Here is a 16,633-nt window from a genome sequence, read left to right on the forward strand (position 1 = left end):
GACGCCGGCGTTCAACGCGGCTCGGCGTCTCTCGCTTGAACCTCGGTCTCCATCTCGGCCTGTCGCTCGATGGATTCCTGTTCGGAGACCTCGCCGACGCCGCCGCACCCCGACAGCATGCCAGCGGAACAGACGGCGGCGATCGCCAAGACGCAGCGGAGGGACCGAAAGAGGGACATTGTCATGGAACCACAGGAGGTTGAAGGCGTTGAAACGCCGGCGAACGCCGGACGGCCCCCTATCGTCTGCGGCAATGGCTGGAGTGCAAGGTTTAAAGCGGCGACGCCGCGCCCCCACGACCGGCGACCGGCCGGCTCACGGATCCTGGCCAGACACGCAAAGGTCTGCGTTTACAGCAGGGATGACGACGACAAGGTTCGGGAGCCGCGAGACCTCCGTCAGAAATGACAAGACGTTTGCGCAATCTCGCATCCGCGAGCAGCGATCCCGGACTAGGATGGATCTCCCGGCGGGTTCATTATCTCCTCGCCGGACGATCCATGCCGGCGCGGGTCACCCGCTGGCGATCACCACTCTCGACTGCTTTCAAATATGTCCGCCCCCAAGAACGTCGCGATGGTCGGCCTCGGCTTCGGAGCCGAGTTCATCCCGATCTATCAGGCTCACCCGAACGCGACCGTCGCGGCCCTCTGCCGGCGGGACGAAGCGAAGCTGAAGGCCTCCGGCGAGCGGTTCGGAGTGGAGACGCTCTATACCGAGTACGCCGACGTGCTGGCCGATCCGTCGATCGACTTCGTCCACATCAACAGCCCGATCCCGGATCACGCCCGGATGACGTTGCAGGCGCTGGACGCCGGCAAGCACGTCATGTGCACCGTGCCGATGGCGACCACCGTCGAAGACTGCCGCAAGATCGTGGAGAAGGTCAAGGAGACCGGCTTGAAATACATGATGGCCGAAACGGTCGTCTACAGCCGCGAGTATCTCTTCGTCAAAGACCTTTACGACCGGGGCGAACTGGGCGAGGTGCAGTACCTCGCCGCCTCGCACCCGCAGGATATGAACGGCTGGCCGGAATATTGGGAGCGGATGATCCCGATGCACTACGCCACGCACGTCGTCAGCCCCTGCCTGGACCTGCTGGACAGTTCGGCGGAGGCCGTCAGCTGTTTCGGCAGCGGCCGGGTGCGGGACGACATCCGCGAGAAATCCGGCAACAAGTTCGCCGTCGAAACCTGCCATATCAAGTTCAAGGACCGCGACCTCACCGCCCATATCTGGCGGTTCCTGTACGACGTCGCCCGGCAGTACCGGGAGAGCTTCGATGTCTACGGCACGAAAAAGAGCTTTGAATGGACCTTGGTGGAGGACGAGCCGATGGTCCTGCACACCGCCGGCAGGCCGGAGAAGGAGATCCCGGAAAAAATTGAGATCCCGGACTTCGCCGACCGGCTGCCCGAGGAAATCCGCCGGTTTACCCTGCCCGCCGAGATTCAAGACGCGGAACACCTCTCCTTCCTGCAGGGCGGCGGCCACGGCGGCTCGCACCCGCACTTGGTGCACGAGATGGTCTCCGCGCTCGTTGAAGACCGCGACCCGCGGCCGAACGCCGTCACCAGCGCCAACTGGACCTGCGTGGGTCTGTGCGCGCACGAATCGGCGTTGAAGGGCGGCGAATTGGTCCGCCTGCCGGAGTTCACGCTGGCCTGACCGGCCCGCGGTCTCCACGCCCCTCCTTCCTCCCTCCGGCTGTTTGTATGTCTCCGTCGTCGTCCCCCCGCCCCGCCGCCGCTGCCGCGGGCCTCGTCCGTCCGCTCGCGGCCTGCCTGCTGGCGTTCGCCTGCGTCGGCTCGGGGCCGGCGGCGTTCGCTGACGAACCGGCCCCCGCGGCGGACGCGGATCTGAAACTGTTGTTTCTGGGCGACGACGGCCCCCACCAGCCCCGCGTGCGGTTCGCGGAGCTGGCCCCGGCGCTGCGGAGCCGGGGGATCGAACTGGTCTACACCGACCGCATGGCGGATCTGAACGCCGAGACGCTCGGCCGCTACGACGGCCTGATGCTGTACGCCAATATTGATTCGATTGAAAAGCCGCAGGCCGACGCGGTTCTTCAATACGTGGAGGGCGGCGCCGGCTTCGTGCCGCTGCACTGCGCCAGTTTTTGCTGGCGGAACGATCCGCGGACGGTCGCCCTGATCGGCGCCCAGTTCCTCCGCCACGGGACCGGCACGTTCTCCACGACAATTACTGAGCCGGAGCATCCCGTCATGGACGGCTTCGACGGCTTTATGAGTTGGGACGAAACCTACGTCCATCACCTGCACAATGAAGACGACCGCACCGTCCTCGCCTATCGCGAAGGCGGGGAGCAGGCCCCGGGGAACGAACGCGAACCGTGGACCTGGGTCCGCACGCAGGGCGAGGGCCGGGTCTTTTATACCGCCTGGGGGCACGACGCCCGCACCTTCAGGAACCCCGGTTTTCAGAACCTCGTCGCCCGCGGCACGCTGTGGGCCTGCGGCGCCGACCCCTCCGCGGTCCCGGCCTACCGGGAGCGCGCGCCCTTCACCGCCCCGCCGATGACGGAATTGAACCCGGATCGGGCGGAGTTCGAATACGTCGACGTCGGCCCCAAAATCCCGAACTACACGCAGGGCGGGGGCTGGGGCGAACAGGGCGCTCCGCAGACGCTGATGCAGATGCCGCTCTCCCCGGAAGCGTCCCTCCAGCATGCGGTCGTGCCGGAGGGGTTGGAGGTCAAGCTGTACGCCGACGAACGGAACTTCCAGGCGAAGCCCATCGCGATGACCTGGGACGCCCGGGGCCGGCTGTGGATCTGCGAAACGGTCGACTATCCCAATGAACTCGGCGGCGGGCGGGACCGCATCCGCATCTGCGAGGACACCGACGGCGACGCCGTCGCCGACAAGTTCACCGTCTTCGCCGACGGGTTGAGCATTCCCACCGCGATCGTGATCGCCCGCGGCGGGGCGATCGTGCAGGACGGCCCGCAGACGGTCTTCCTCAAAGACACCGACGGCGACGACGTGGCCGACGTCCGCAAGGTTCTGATCACCGGCTGGGCGCTGGGCGACACCCACGGCGGCGTCAGCAACTTCCGCTACGGGCTGGACAACTGGATCTGGTCCATGCAGGGCTATAACAACAGCTCGCCGCGACTGGTGGACGAGAACGGAAACGCCGGCGACCCGGTGCAGTCCTTCCGGCAGGGTTTTTGGCGGTTCAAACTGTCCGAGCCGACAACCGTCGCCGACGGGGCCGAAGCCGTCCCGACCGTAACGGACCTCGAATTCGTCCGCTCCACGAACAACAACACCTGGGGCCTGGGCATCAGCGAGGAAGGGTTGATCTTCGGCTCCACGGCCAACGGCAACCCCAGCGATTTCGTGCCCATCCCGAACCGCTACTACGAACGGGTCCGCGGCTGGGCGCCGCAGACGCTGAACGGGATCGCAGACAGCTATAAATACGCCCCGATTACCGAGAAGATCCGCCAGGTGGACTTCTTCGGCGGCTACACCGCCGGAGCCGGCCACGCGCTGTATACGGCCCGGGCCTTTCCGCAGCCGTGGTGGAACCGCACCGCCTTCACCGCCGGGCCGACGGGGCACCTGGTGGGAACCTTCGTGCTGACCCCGGACGGGGCGGACTTCACCTCGACCAGCCCGATTAACCTGTTCGCCAGCGACGACGAATGGACCGCCCCCATCATGGCGGAGGTCGGCCCGGACGGCGCCGTTTGGGTGCTGGACTGGTACAACTACATCGTGCAGCACAACCCCACGCCCCGGGGCTTTGAAACCGGCAAGGGGGCCGCGTACGAGAGCGATCTGCGGGATAAAAAGCGCGGTCGCATCCTCCGTGTCGTCCCTGACGAGAACGCCGACGAGAGACTGCACGACTACTCCGACCTCACGAACGCGTCCGACGCTGAGTTGGTCGCCGCGCTGTCCCACCCCTCAATGCGGTGGCGACTGCACGCCCAACGGTTGCTGATCGAACGGGGCGCCACGGGCGTGGCCGAACAACTAGCGGCGCTGGTCTCGGACGAATCCGTGGATGAAATCGGCCTGAACGTCGCTGCGATCCACGCCCTGCACACGTTGCACGGGCTGGATCGGCTCACGCCGGCCACGCTCTCCGCCGGATTAAAACACCCCTCGGCCGGCGTGCGGCGGAACGCCCTCGCCCTGTTGTCGCACGATGAGGTCGGGGCCGAACTGCTGATGGCCCACGACGGGCTGCTGCGGGACGGGGACGCCCAGGTGCGGCTGGCGGCGACGCTGGCCTTGGCCGATCTGCCGGACGCGGCGCTTGGCGAGCGGGCCGGCGACCTCGTGGCGGTCCTCGCCGCGAACGAGACCGACCCGGTTCTGACCGACGCCCTGCTCGCCGCCGCGGCGGCCCACCCCGGGGCGTATCTGACCGCGGCGCTGGCCGCCTCGAAGGAGGCCCCGCCGACGGCGGCGACGGTGCGGATCGCCGCCGGCGTCGCGGAGCACGTCGCCCGCAGCGGACCGGATCGGGACGCCCTCTCCGCCGCCCTCGCCGGGATGGACGGCGCCGACGACGCCCTCGTCGAAGCCGTGCTGGACGGGCTGACGGAGGGCCTGCCGGGTCAGGCGCCGCTGGAATCGACCGCGGAACTCGACGCGGCGTTGGCGACGGCGTTCCGGGGCGTCTCCGCGGCGGCGAAGGGCAAGCTGATTCAACTCGCCTCCCGCACCGGCAGCGACGTGCTGGATTCCTTCATGGAGGAGATCGTCGCCGGGCTGAGCGACACGCTGTCCGACCCGAGCGCCCCGGAGGAGCGCCGGCTGACCGCCGCCCGCGACCTGATCGGCTTCCGCCCCGGCGACGTGGGGGCGGTCGACGAGGCGCTGATGCAGATCACCGCCCAGTCCTCCCCGCAGTTCGCCCGCGGGTTGCTGGCCGCGGTGCGGACCAGCCGGGCCCCGGAGGCCGGCGCCGCCCTCGCCGCCGCGGCCCCGACGTTCACCCCGCAAGTCGCCGCCGCGGCGATCGACGTGCTGCTGAGCCGGCCCGAATGGGCCGCGGCCCTGTTGACCGCGGCGGAGAGCGGCGAATTGACCCTCGCCGACCTCTCCATCGAGCAGAAGGCCGCCCTGCGGGACTTTCCCAATGAAGTGATCCGCGACCGCGGCCGCAAGTTGCTGGAAATGGACGGCGGGCTGCCGAACGCCGACCGGGAGGAGGTTCTGCAAAGCCTGCTCCCGCTGATCGAACGAGACGGCGACCTGGAAAAGGGCATCGCCGTCTATAAGCAGCACTGCGCCGTCTGCCACAAACACGGCGAGCTGGGAGCGGACATCGGTCCGAATCTCTCCGGCATGGTCACCCACCCGCGGGAGGAGATCCTCACGCACATCATCGACCCGTCCCGCAGCGTGGAGAGCAATTTTCGGCTTTATACGGCCCTGACGGCCGAGGGGCAGGTTCTGCAGGGGATGCTGACCTCCGAAACCCGCACCAGCGTCACGCTGGTGGATACGAAGGGGAAGGAGACCAGTCTGGCCCGGGAGGACCTGCTCGAATTGCAAGGCTCGCGGAAGTCTCTAATGCCGGAGGGCTTTGAAAAGCAGATGACCGAGGCGGAGCTGGTCGACCTGCTGACGTTCCTCACCGCGAAGGGCAAATACGTGCCGATCCCGCTGGATAAGGTCGCCACCGCGGTCAGCACCAAGGGGCTATTTCATAACGGCGACGACGGCCCGGATCGGCTGATCTTCTCCGACTGGGGGCCGAAGAGCGTCGGCGAGGTGCCTTTCCTGTTGACCGACCCGGCGGGGAAGTCGAAGCCGAACGTCGTGCTGCTGAACGGCCCGAACGGCTCGTTGCCGCCTTCGATGCCCCAGTCGGTCGCCCTGCCCTACGGGGCGACGGCGCGGGCGATCCACCTGCTCAGCGGCGTGGGCGGGTGGAGCTTCCCGTACGACCGGAACGAAACCGTCTCCCTGATCGTCCGCCTGCGGTACGCCGACGGTACGGTCGAGGATCACCCGCTGAAAAACGGCGTGCATTTTGCGGATTATATCCGCCGGGTGGACGTGCCGGGCAGCGAGTTCGCCTTTGCCCTCGGCGAGCAGCAGATCCGTTACCTCGTCGTGGAGCCGGATCGGCCGGAGGCGGAGATCGACGCGATCGAACTGGTGAAGGGCCCGGACCGCTCCGCCCCGATCGTGATGGCGGTGACCGTCGAACCCTGACCCGCCGCGGGGCGGAACGAGCGAACTCGAGGACGCAGCGAACGCGGCCGCGTCGCCCCAGCCGGCGCCGAACTGGGACGTCTTTGGCCCGCCGCCGCCGCAGAGCCCCACCCCCGCCCCGTCGCGAGATGAATACGCCCTGCGGGGCTTCTGGGAGTTCGGGGGCCGACGACTGGCGCAGTTCTGGGTGGAGCGACCGGGCGAACCGGGCCGGGTGGCGCTGTGGGCCGCCGGCGAGGGGGACGGGGAGTTCACGGTGCTGGAGCTCGGTGAGGACTTCGCCCGGGTGGCGCGGGACGACGGGGCGGAGCCGCTCGTGCTGCGGCCGGCGCCGCCGGATTCCCGCCCCCCCGCTGCGTCCGGCGTCCCCTCCCGCGCCCCAGGCGTCGTCCCGGGCCGCTGGGCGGCGCTGCGGCCGTCGTCGGCCGAGCCGAGCCGCCGCCCGCGGATCAACCGTGCGACGCTCGCCGCGGAGGGCGCCCGTCTGTCCGTCTCCGCCTGCGACGCGGCGACCGTGGAGGACTGCGTGACGACGAACTGCCGGGGGGACGGGTATTACGCCCTCGGCGGGGACGCGGTCTTTCGAAACTGCTCCGCCGCGTCCGTCGGCGGGGCCGGGTTCCGGCTGATTGACGGCGGCGCGGTCGACCCGGAGGACTGCACCGTCGAGGGCTTCGCCGCCGAGAGCGGCGCCGCGGGCTTCTCCCTCGTCCGCTGCGGGGACGCCGCCCTGAACCGCTGCGCGGCGGCGTTCGGCCTCGGCGACGGGCTGAGCCTTCACGACGGCGGGACCGGGCCGTACCCGGACGGGGCGTTTCGGGCGACGGTGACGAACCTGCTCGCCCGGGAGGTGCCGTGCGGCGTGCGCGTCGGCGCGGCCTGCACGGCGACGCTACGGCACCTCACGACCGACGCCGACGGCACCGGCCTACACGTCGCCGGGGGCGCCGCGGCCGCGATCAACAGCCTGTTCGTCGGCGGCACGCACGGCGTGCGCCGGGACGCGGGAACCCTGGCGCTGGACCACGTCCTGCTGCACGGTCCGACGCCCGCCGCCGGGGCGCTCCCCGGGCCGAACGACCTGCTCGCCGATCCCGGCTTCCGCGACGCCGCCGGCGATCTGCGGCTCGTGGTCGGCTCCCCCGCAATCAACGCCGGCCGGGACCTCGGCGGGACGGTCGACGACGACCTCACCGGCGCCCCCCGGCCCAGCTTCGGGCGCTGCAAACTGGGCGCCTACTAGTACCTCGAGGCCGCCGGGAGCCTGCGGATCCTCCGCTGGCAGGAAGTCGCCGACTAGGAGCCGCCGGCGAGAAGCCGCCGACGAACCGGGCGACCGGTCGGCGCCGCCGAGAACCGCTGCCGCGGCCGGGGAGACTCGCCGAACGATCGGGGTCCCCTACAGTGCGGGGCGAGCCGTGCGCTCCGTCCGTTCCTGTGCCCCGCCCCGACGCCCCGGAGCTCATGTCCCGTTTGCAGTTCGCCCGTTCGGGTTCGCCCGCCGCCCGTTCCCCGGTTCGATCGACGGCGCTGCCGGCCTTCGTGCTACCGCTCGTGTGTCTGACGGCGATCGGCTGCGGGCGGGAGAACACGTTCGCCCCGCCCCCGCTGCCGACCGTCACAGTGGCGACGCCGCTGGAACGGAACGTCACCCCCTACTTCAACACGACCGGCAACACGCGGGCCGCCGAAGCGGTCGACCTCCGCGCCCGCGTGGGCGGCTACCTGGAGGAGATTCATTTCCGGGACGGGGCGCTCGTCGAGAAGGGCGCCCTGCTGTTCACCCTGGATCGGCGCCCCTTCAACGCCGCCCTCGACCAGGCGAACGCCAAGTTGAGTTCGGCCGAAGCCGCCGTCACCGAAGCCCAGGCCGCCGTCGCGCAGGCGAACGCCCGGAAGACCGTGACGACCGCGGCGCTGGTGCTGGCGGACCGGCAGTTCAAACGGACCCGTCAATTGCGGGAGCGCGAAGCGAACACGGAGGCCGACCTCGACACTGCCGAGGCGGCGCGGCAGGGGGCCGCCGCCGAGGTCCTCGCCGCCGAGGCGGAGGTCGCCGCCGCCCAGGCCGCCGTCTCCACCGCCGAGGCGAACGTCAAGGCCGCCCAGTCGGACGTGGCGACTGCCGAGTTGAACCTCGAATACACGGAAGTTAAGGCCCCGATCGACGGTCGGATCGGGCGGCGGCAGGTGGACGTCGGCAACCTCGTCCAGCCGGAGCAAACCCTCCTGGCCCGAATCGAAGCGGTGGATCCGATCCACGTGTACTTCACCCTCAGCGAATCCGACCTGCTGCAGTTTTTGGAGATGAACCGGCAGGGCACGATTACCATCAGCGACGCCGACCCGCTCACGATTCAGGCGGCGCTGGGCGAAAGCGGGGACTTCGCCTTCGAGGGGAAACTCGATTTCCGCGAGTTCGGCGTCGACCCCTCCACCGGCACGACGGTCCGCCGGGCACAGTTCGACAACGACGACCAACGCCTGATCCCGGGCCTGTTCGTGCGGATTCGTGCCGCCGTGGGCGACCCGCGACCCCGGTTGCTGGTCGAGGAACGGGCGATCTCCGCCGACCAACGTGGCGACTACCTGCTCGTCGTGGACGACGAGGACACGGTGCAATACCGGTCGGTGACGCTCGGCCCGACGGACGGCGGCCTGCGGATCGTCGAAAGCGGCCTGGAGCCGGACGATCGGGTGGTGGTGAACGGCCTGCAACGGGCCCGGCCGGGGGCCAAGGTCGAACCCGAAGCGGACGTCATGACGGCTAATCCCGCCGCCGCCAAGGGCGCCTTCAAAATCGCCGGCGCCCCGGCTGAAGACGCCCCTCCCGCAGACGGCCCTCCCGCAGACGATGAGCCCGCCGGCGCTCAGCCGGAGACGGATCAAGCCGAACCGGAACCGGCGCCCGCGGAACGGCCCGAGGCCGACGCCCCCGACGAACCGCTCGCCGCGGAGGACTCGGACGCCGCCCCGACCGCCGCCGCGACCGCGGAGGGCTGAGGCGGACGACGCTCTCGCGCCCGCTCCCTTTTTCTGACGGATTGACGCCGGTCGCTCCGGATCCCACCACCGAAACGCTGCATGTTCGCTAAGTTTTTCATTGAACGGCCGGTCCTTTCCAACGTGACCGCGGTCGTCATGACGTTAGTCGGGGCGGTGGCGCTGTGGGTCCTGCCGATCGAGCAGTATCCACAGATCACCCCGCCCACGATCCGGGTGCAGGCGACCTACCCCGGCGCCAACGCGGACACGCTGGCCAGCACGGTGGCCTCGCCGATCGAACAGCAGGTCAACGGGGTGCAGGACATGTTGTATATGTCCTCCACCAGCTCCGGCGACGGCTCCTATACGCTGACGGTGACGTTCGAGATCGGCACCGACCTTGACCAGGCGCAGGTGTTGGTTCAAAACCGCGTCGCCATCGCCGAGCCGGGCTTGCCGGAGGAGGTTCGCCGGCAGGGCGTGACGGTCAAAAAACAGTCCAGCAGCATCCTGCTGGTGCTCTCGCTGATCAGCGACGACGCGGCGTACGACTCGCTGTTCCTCGCCAACTACGCGAACCTCCGCCTGCGGGACGAACTGAGCCGGGTAGAGGGCGTGGGCGAGGTGACGGTGTTCGGCACTGCAAACTACAGCATGCGGGTCTGGCTGGACCCGCAGAGGTTGAAGGCGCGGGACATGACCGCCCAGGACGTGGTCGCCGCGTTGCGGGAGCAGAACGTCCAGGTCGCCGCCGGCCAGATCGGCCAACCGCCGGCCCCCTCCGGAGAGTCGTTCCAATACACCGTGACGGCGATGGGCCGGCTGAGCGAGGCGGAGCAGTTCGAGAACGTCATTCTCAAAACCGCCGACGAGGGCCGCCTCGTCTATCTCAGGGACGTCGCCCGCGTCGAACTGGGCAGCCAGTCCTACGATCAATTCACCGAAAAGCAGGGGCGGCAGAACGCGAACGTGGGCATCTACCAGTTGCCCGGCGCGAACGCCCTGCAGGTCGCCGAGGACGTTAAGGCGGTGATGAACCAGCTGTCCGAGAAATTCCCGGAGGGCATCTCGTACGACGTCCCGCTGGACACCACGCTGTTCGTCGACGCTTCGATCCACGAGGTTTACATGACGTTGTTCGAGGCCGGCGTCCTCGTGCTGATTGTCATCATGGCGTTCCTGCAGGACTGGCGGGCAGTGCTGATCCCGGCGACGACGGTCCCGGTCACGATCGTCGGCGCCTTCGCGGCGATGTACGCGCTGGGCTTCACCATTAACACGCTGACGCTGTTCGGATTGATCCTCGCCATCGGCATCGTAATCGACGACGCGATCGTGGTCGTGGAGAACGTCGTGCACCATATCGAGCGCGGCGAGTCGCCCAAGGAGGCGACGATCCGGGCGATGAGCGAGGTGACGGGGCCGATCATCGGCATCACGCTGGTGCTGCTGGCGGTGTTCATTCCCGCGTCGCTGCTGGGCGGGATCACCGGGCAGCTTTATCAACAGTTCGCGCTGACGATCGCTGCGACGGCGCTGCTCAGCGCCATCAACGCCGTCACGCTCAAACCGACGCAGAGCGCCCTGTGGCTCCGCCCGCTCGACCCGAATCGGAGAAAGTTCTTCCTCTGGCGCTGGTTCGACGCGGTCTACGGCTGGTTCGAGCGGGTCTACGTCGCCATCACCAAACGGCTGGTGCGGCATCTCTGGCTGACCTCGGCGGCGTTTGCCCTGTTGGTGGCGGGCACGGCGTGGCTGTATTTACAGCAGCCGACCGGCTTCTTCCCGACCGAAGACCAGGGCTACGCCCTGGCCAGCGTGCAGCTTCCCGACGCCGCCTCCCAGGAGCGGACCGCGGCGGTGCTGGCGAAGGTCGACGAGATCCTCGCCGACACCCCCGGCGTGGCGGACTGGATCACGATCGGCGGCCTGTCGCTGGTCGAGGGCAGCAGCGCCCCGAACTCCGGCACGATCTTTTTCACCTTCGAACCGTGGGAGGAGCGCTACGAAAACGGACTGACGCAGGACGTCATCCTCGGCAGCGTGGCGGGGCAGTTCGCCCAAATTCGCGAGGCGACGATCTTTGCCTTCCCGCCGCCGGCGATTCAGGGAATCGGGTTCCGGGGCGGCTTCGAGTTGCAACTGGAGGACCGGGCGGACGTGGGCCTGCCCGAGCTGGAGCAGGTGGCCCAGGAAGTCGTCGCCGCCGCCAACTCGCAGGCCCGGCTGACCGCGGTGAACACCGCCTTCCGCCCCGGCGTGCCGCAGCTCGCCGTGGACGTGGACCGCGTGAAAGCCAAAACGCTGGGCGTGCCGCTGGAGGACGTATTCGGCACGTTGCAGGCGTATCTGGGCTCGGCCTACGTGAACGACTTCGAAAAGTTCGGCCGCATTTATCAGGTCCGCGTGCAGGCCGAGGCCGCCGATCGCTCCGATCCGCAGGACATCGAGCGGCTGGAGGTGCGCAACCTCGACGGCGAGATGGTCCCGCTGGGCACCTTGGCGACCGTCCGCCGCAGCTTCGGCCCGCAGGTCATTAAACGTTATAACCTGTACCCGACGGCCTCCGTCAGCGGCTCCGCGGCGCCGGGGGCCAGCACGGGCGACGCCCTGGATCTGATGGAGCAAATCGCCGAACGCACCCTGCCGGCGAGCATGGGCTACGATTGGACGGGGATGAGCTTCCAGGAAAAGCGCGTCGGCAACGAGGCCTTCTTCGTGTTCGGCTTCGCCGTGCTGCTGGTTTATTTAGTGCTCGCGGCCCAGTACGAAAGCTGGATCCTGCCGATCTCGGTCGTTTTGGTGGTCCCGCTGGGTCTGTTGGGCGCCGTCGCCGCCGTGGCGGTGCGGGGGCAGGACATGAACATCTTCACGCAGGTGGGCATCCTATTAATTATCGCCCTGGCGTCGAAGAACGCGATCCTCGTGGTGGAGTTCGCCCGGGACCTGCGGGCGGAGGGGGAATCGATCCTCGACGCCGCGGTGAAGGCCGCCCGGATGCGGTTCCGGCCGATCGTGATGACCAGCTTCGCCTTTATTTTGGGCGTGGTTCCGCTGGTGATCGGCGAGGGCGCCGGCGCCGCGGGCCGGCAGGCGCTGGGTACGGCGGTGTTCGGCGGGATGCTCGCCGCGACGGTGCTGGCGGTGTTTTTCGTGCCGGTGTTTTACGTGCTGTTCCAGAGCCTGGACGAGTGGGCGCGCGGGAAGCGGCCGGACCCGGAGAAGTCCGCCGCGGACCTCGACGACGCCACGGTCGCCGAGCCCGCCGCTTCGCCGGCCGCCCCCGCCGCCGGCGTTCCGGGCACAGCGAACGTGCCCGCCGCGACCGGGCCGCCGACCTGAGCGGCGGCCCCCCGGCAGTGGGCGCTCCTTCGACCGAGCACGCGGGCTAATCAGCGGGGCGTGAACGGGCTGACCGGGCGACCGCGGCGATCCGCCGGCCGGACCGCCGCTCGCTGGGTTCCGGAACGCCGGTTAGACTGAGGCCATGCCCGCCGCGGACGCTCCCCTGCCCCAAACGTCCCCGCCGCCGGGGGATCGGCTGCAAAGCGAGATGTGCTCCGAAAAGCTGAAGGCTCTCGGGGAGCCGACGCGGCTGCGGATCGTGGACCTGCTCCGCGACGGCCCGGCGAACGTCAGCGAGATCGCCGAGTCCCTCCAACTGCCGGTCGTGACGACCTCCCATCACCTCCAGGTGCTCGCTCACGCGGCGTTGGTCGATCGGAAGAAGGCCGGGCGGAAGGTGGTCTATTCGCTCCCCCTCGACCTGCTGCCTGCGAGCGACGCCGGCCATCTGAACCTCGGCTGCTGCCGGCTGGAACTGCCGACGCCCGCCGCCGACGCCGTCTGAGACGAACGCCGTCGAAAACGAACGCCAGCGCGGCGACCGGCAGGGCCGGCCGCCGCGGTGCGGCTCAGATGATCCGAACCAAGCCGTTCGGATCGCTCAGCGGGTCCGCCACGGCGGGAGGGCGGCTTCGTCACGGCACCGGGAGGCGGCACCGTCGTAGGACGGGTCGAAGTCCGTCATGAAGTCCCGCTCGAACGCCCGGCCGGACTGCGGGTCCCGCTCGAACGTCCCGCTGGACCGCGGGCCCCGCTCGTCCGTCCGCCGGGGCCGGCGGGTCCCGTCGGCCGGACGGGCCGGCAGGCGGTCGCCGAAGTCGTCGCCGAAGTCGTCTGCGGGCCGCGTCCGGCGGCTGGAGGCCGGGCGAACCGGCCGCCGCCCGTCGCGGTTCGCTTCATAACGGGGCTCCAAGTCGTCCGTCCGGTCGCGGTCGAGCGTCGGTACGTCGCATTGCCCGTTCACGCCCCAGCAGCCGCGGCCGCCCGTCTCCGTCGCCGGCTCGAAGCCCTCCTGACGGTCCGCGCCGGGCCGGCGTGCGGCCCCCTCGCCGCGACCGCTGCGGGGCCGGACGCGGTCCTCCGTCCGCAGGTCGTCTTGATACCGTGGGGCGTCATACCGCAGATCGTCTTCGAACCGCCGATCGTCGGCCGGGTCGAACGAGAACGGGTGCGTGGGGCCGCCGAGGGAGCCGCCGCCGAGGGGCTCGCCGCCGAAGTCGTCGTAGTACGGCTGGCCGGGGGCGGGGAGCGTTTGGCCCGGCAGGGTTTGGGGGACAGCGGGCACGATCGCCAGCAGGCCGGCGGCGGCGCGCTTGAGCAGGGTCTTCATCGCACACGTCCTTGGATGGAGGAGTCGCCCGGTCGACGGCCGGGTTCGAAATGCCGTCACGCACCCGCCGTGCCATTCCCGTCCGCGGCGGCTCCGGCAACACGGAACGCCTGTTTTTCCCGAACGAGATTTCTCTGAAGGAGCCTTCGGGCGCGGGGGGGTTGGTAGAGACCGCCGTCGATCGCCCGATGCCGCCCCCCGCCGCGGGCGGATACTGCGAAGCCCTGCGGGACCCGAGCAGTCCGGGCGGACTACCGCCGTTCCGCCGGTCCGGCCATCCTGAGGCCGCGGACCGAACAGGGGCGATTCACGGGGGACGCGCCCGGCCGGTCTGCGGATTCGCTCGTCACGCTCACGAACTCGCCTCGCCATGTCGTCCGCCACCCGTCGTTCGCTGCTCAAAACCCTTGGCGCCGGCGGCGCCGCCCTCACCTGGCCCGCGCTGGGACGGACGCAGGACGCCGCCCCCGGCGACGCCCCCGCGACGCCCCGGCCCGCGGACACGGTCTCCTTCGCCGACGCCCACGACCGCGTCTTCCTGCACGGCGACTGCTGGGCGAACCCGATGGAGGACTGGGTCGTCAAGGACGGCATGGCCGAGTGCACGACCCGGGCGGTGAACCGCAATATTCATCGGATCACCCATCAGTTGACCGACCCGTCCGGCGGGTTGGAGATGTCCGTGGTCCTCTCCCGGGCGGAACTGCGGCAGGCGGACCTGGGAGCCGGCTTCCGCGTCGGCATTCGCAGCGAACTGGACGAATATCGCAGCAATTGCTTCGCCCGCAGCGGCGTCGACGCCGGGGTGCGGGCCGGGACGCTGTTCATCGGGCAGACGTCTCAGCCGTTCGACGGGCTGGACGATCCGCAGAACCTCAAGCTGACCCTCGCCGGCCGCGGCCGGGGCGACTCGTTCGAATTGAAGCTCACCGCTAGCGACGCCGGCGGGAAGGAGCTCGGGGCCGTCGAGGCGACGGTTCCGGCGGCGCAGATGCTCGGCAACGTGGCCCTGGTGAGCTCCTTCGGCCGGGACACGAAGCCTGCCGGGGCGAACGGGGGCGGCCGCGGGAGCCGCTACCGGTTCAACGACTGGACCGTCGCCGGCGACGCCTTCACCGTCACGCCGGAACGCCGGTTCGGCCCGCTGCTGTGGTCGATGTACTCGCTGTCCGATTCCCGCGGCGACGACGGTTTCGTCCTGAAGATGAGCGCCCTGACCGGCCCGCTCGGCGCGCGGGACAATCATGAGGTGGAATTCTTCGCCCAGCAGAACGGCGAGTGGAAACCGCTGGGAACCGCGACCCTCGATACGGACGCCTGGGTGGCCACCGTCCGCGTTCCCAAGTGGGACGCCTCGGCCGACACTCCTTATAAAGTGGTCTATCAGGAGCAGGGCCGCAGCGGCGAGACGACCGAGCACGAATGGACCGGCACGGTGCAGGCGAACCCCAGCGGACGGCCGCTGCGGATGGGGGCGCTGACCTGCCAGAACGATTACGGCTTCCCCTACGCGCCCGTCGCGGAGAACCTGCGGAGGCTCAAGCCGGACCTGCTGTATTTCTCCGGCGATCAAATCTACGAGAGCCACGGCGGTTACGGCCTGATCCGCCGCCCGGCCGAGCCGGCGATTCTGAATTACCTCCGCAAGTATTACATGCACGGCTGGTCGTTCCGCGAGGCCATGCGAGACGCCCCGACGCTGTGTCTGCCGGACGATCACGACGTGTTCCAGGGCAACGTCTGGGGCGAGGCCGGCGCCCCGATGGACGTGTCGGACGGCGGCGCCTCCAGCAAGGGCGGCTATATCGAGCCGGCCCGGATGGTCAACGCTGTGCATCAAAGCACCGTCGCCCACCACCCGGACGCCTTCGACCCGGCGCCGGTCCAGCAGGACATCAGCGTGTATTACGGCGACATGGTCTACGGCGGCGTGAGCTTCGCCGTCGTCGCCGACCGCCAGTGGAAAAGCGGCCCGGAGCGCGTCGACACCGGCTCCGGCCGGGCCGACCACGTCGCCGACCCGGACTTCGACACCAGCGTTCTCGACAAGCCGGGCTTGGTGTTGCTCGGCGAGCGGCAGGAAGCGTTCCTGAAAGAATGGGCCGAGGACTGGCGGGGGTGCTCGATGAAGGTGCTGCTCAGCCAGACGGTGTTCGCGGGCGTCGCCACGCACCACGGCGACTACGACGGCTACCTCAAAGCGGACCTCGACAGCGGCGCCTGGCCGCAGACGCCCCGCGACCGGGCCATCACAATCGCCCGGGCGGCCAAACCGCTGCATATCAACGGCGATCAACACCTGACGACGCTCGTTCAATACGGCGTCGACAAACAGCGGGACGGGTTCTGGTCTTTCTGCACGCCGGCGATCTCCGCCGGCTACCCCCGCTGGTGGCGGCCGGACGAGGTGGGTATGCCGCACGAAAACCGGCCCGCCCACGGCATCCCCAACACCGGCGAATATACGGACGGCTTCGGCAACTTGGCCTTCGTCTACGCCGTCGGCAATCCGGAGGTCGCCTCCAAAAAGAACCGCTACGAACGCGCCCACGAAAAGGGCAGCGGGTTCGGCCTCGTCACGATCGACACCGAGGCGAAGACCTACCGCATCGAATCGTTCCGGTTCCTCGTCGACGCGACCGACGGCCAACCCTCCAACCAGTTCCCCGGTTGGCCCGTCACGCTCCACCAGGCGGAGAACGCCGGCGAAAACCGACTGTAAACGCTCCCCGCGGCGGCCCTCCTTCATTGCCGACGTATCGGC

General features: G+C 69.2%; 9 protein-coding genes. 7 read left to right on the top strand and 2 right to left on the bottom strand.

The window, feature by feature from the left end; all coding sequences use genetic code 11:
• Positions 1–11: 11 nt before the first annotated feature.
• The gene (locus tag CA12_RS21775) at positions 12–179 is read right to left on the bottom strand and encodes a hypothetical protein (protein ID WP_165700514.1); all 168 of its coding nucleotides are present in this window, start codon (positions 177–179) and stop codon (positions 12–14) included.
• Positions 180–552: 373 nt separating this feature from the next.
• On the opposite strand from CA12_RS21775, the gene CA12_RS02685 reads away from it, so the two are divergent.
• The 6 genes from CA12_RS02685 to CA12_RS02710 all read left to right on the top strand — a co-directional run bounded on the left by CA12_RS02685 (position 553) and on the right by CA12_RS02710 (position 13,044).
• Positions 553–1,671 carry a Gfo/Idh/MocA family protein gene (locus CA12_RS02685; protein WP_145357328.1) on the top strand — a complete coding sequence of 373 codons (1,119 nt, stop codon included), beginning with the start codon at positions 553–555 and terminating at the stop codon, positions 1,669–1,671.
• A 47-nt stretch (positions 1,672–1,718) separates the two neighbouring features.
• Entirely contained in the window at positions 1,719–6,209 is a 4,491-nt protein-coding gene (locus CA12_RS02690; RefSeq protein WP_145357329.1) for a PVC-type heme-binding CxxCH protein, read from the top strand.
• Positions 6,210–6,423: 214 nt separating this feature from the next.
• Positions 6,424–7,452 carry a right-handed parallel beta-helix repeat-containing protein gene (locus tag CA12_RS02695; protein ID WP_145357331.1) on the top strand — a complete coding sequence of 343 codons (1,029 nt, stop codon included), beginning with the start codon at positions 6,424–6,426 and terminating at the stop codon, positions 7,450–7,452.
• A 221-nt stretch (positions 7,453–7,673) separates the two neighbouring features.
• On the top strand, positions 7,674–9,212 hold the full coding sequence (locus CA12_RS02700) for an efflux RND transporter periplasmic adaptor subunit (protein WP_145357334.1): 1,539 nt from the start codon (positions 7,674–7,676) through the stop codon (positions 9,210–9,212).
• Positions 9,213–9,293: 81 nt separating this feature from the next.
• Complete coding sequence (locus tag CA12_RS02705) at positions 9,294–12,536, top strand: efflux RND transporter permease subunit (protein ID WP_145357336.1); 3,243 nt, start codon at positions 9,294–9,296, stop codon at positions 12,534–12,536.
• 145 nt (positions 12,537–12,681) lie between these two features.
• Entirely contained in the window at positions 12,682–13,044 is a 363-nt protein-coding gene (locus tag CA12_RS02710) for an ArsR/SmtB family transcription factor (protein WP_145357338.1), read from the top strand.
• 96 nt (positions 13,045–13,140) lie between these two features.
• Here CA12_RS02710 and CA12_RS02715 read toward each other — a convergent pair whose 3' ends face one another.
• Positions 13,141–13,869 (bottom strand): hypothetical protein, encoded by a 729-nt coding sequence (locus tag CA12_RS02715; protein ID WP_145357340.1) that lies wholly within the window; start codon positions 13,867–13,869, stop codon positions 13,141–13,143.
• Between the two features lie 370 nt (positions 13,870–14,239).
• Here CA12_RS02715 and CA12_RS02720 point away from each other — a divergent pair, with 370 nt between their 5' ends.
• Positions 14,240–16,591: an alkaline phosphatase D family protein gene (locus tag CA12_RS02720; RefSeq protein ID WP_145357342.1), complete on the top strand. Its 2,352-nt coding sequence runs from the start codon at positions 14,240–14,242 to the stop codon at positions 16,589–16,591.
• Positions 16,592–16,633: the final 42 nt, after the last annotated feature.

Origin of the sequence: Alienimonas californiensis (genome assembly GCF_007743815.1) — a bacterium.
Taxonomy (GTDB): Bacteria; Planctomycetota; Planctomycetia; order Planctomycetales; family Planctomycetaceae; genus Alienimonas; species Alienimonas californiensis.

Coding starts and splice junctions, on each gene's coding strand:
- CA12_RS02710 (WP_145357338.1), top strand. CDS start 12,682: ATGCCCGCCGCGGACGCTCCCCTGCCCCAAACGTCCCCGCCGCCGGGG.
- CA12_RS02705 (WP_145357336.1), top strand. CDS start 9,294: ATGTTCGCTAAGTTTTTCATTGAACGGCCGGTCCTTTCCAACGTGACC.
- CA12_RS21775 (WP_165700514.1), bottom strand. CDS start 179: ATGTCCCTCTTTCGGTCCCTCCGCTGCGTCTTGGCGATCGCCGCCGTC.
- CA12_RS02700 (WP_145357334.1), top strand. CDS start 7,674: ATGTCCCGTTTGCAGTTCGCCCGTTCGGGTTCGCCCGCCGCCCGTTCC.
- CA12_RS02690 (WP_145357329.1), top strand. CDS start 1,719: ATGTCTCCGTCGTCGTCCCCCCGCCCCGCCGCCGCTGCCGCGGGCCTC.
- CA12_RS02685 (WP_145357328.1), top strand. CDS start 553: ATGTCCGCCCCCAAGAACGTCGCGATGGTCGGCCTCGGCTTCGGAGCC.
- CA12_RS02720 (WP_145357342.1), top strand. CDS start 14,240: ATGTCGTCCGCCACCCGTCGTTCGCTGCTCAAAACCCTTGGCGCCGGC.
- CA12_RS02715 (WP_145357340.1), bottom strand. CDS start 13,869: ATGAAGACCCTGCTCAAGCGCGCCGCCGCCGGCCTGCTGGCGATCGTG.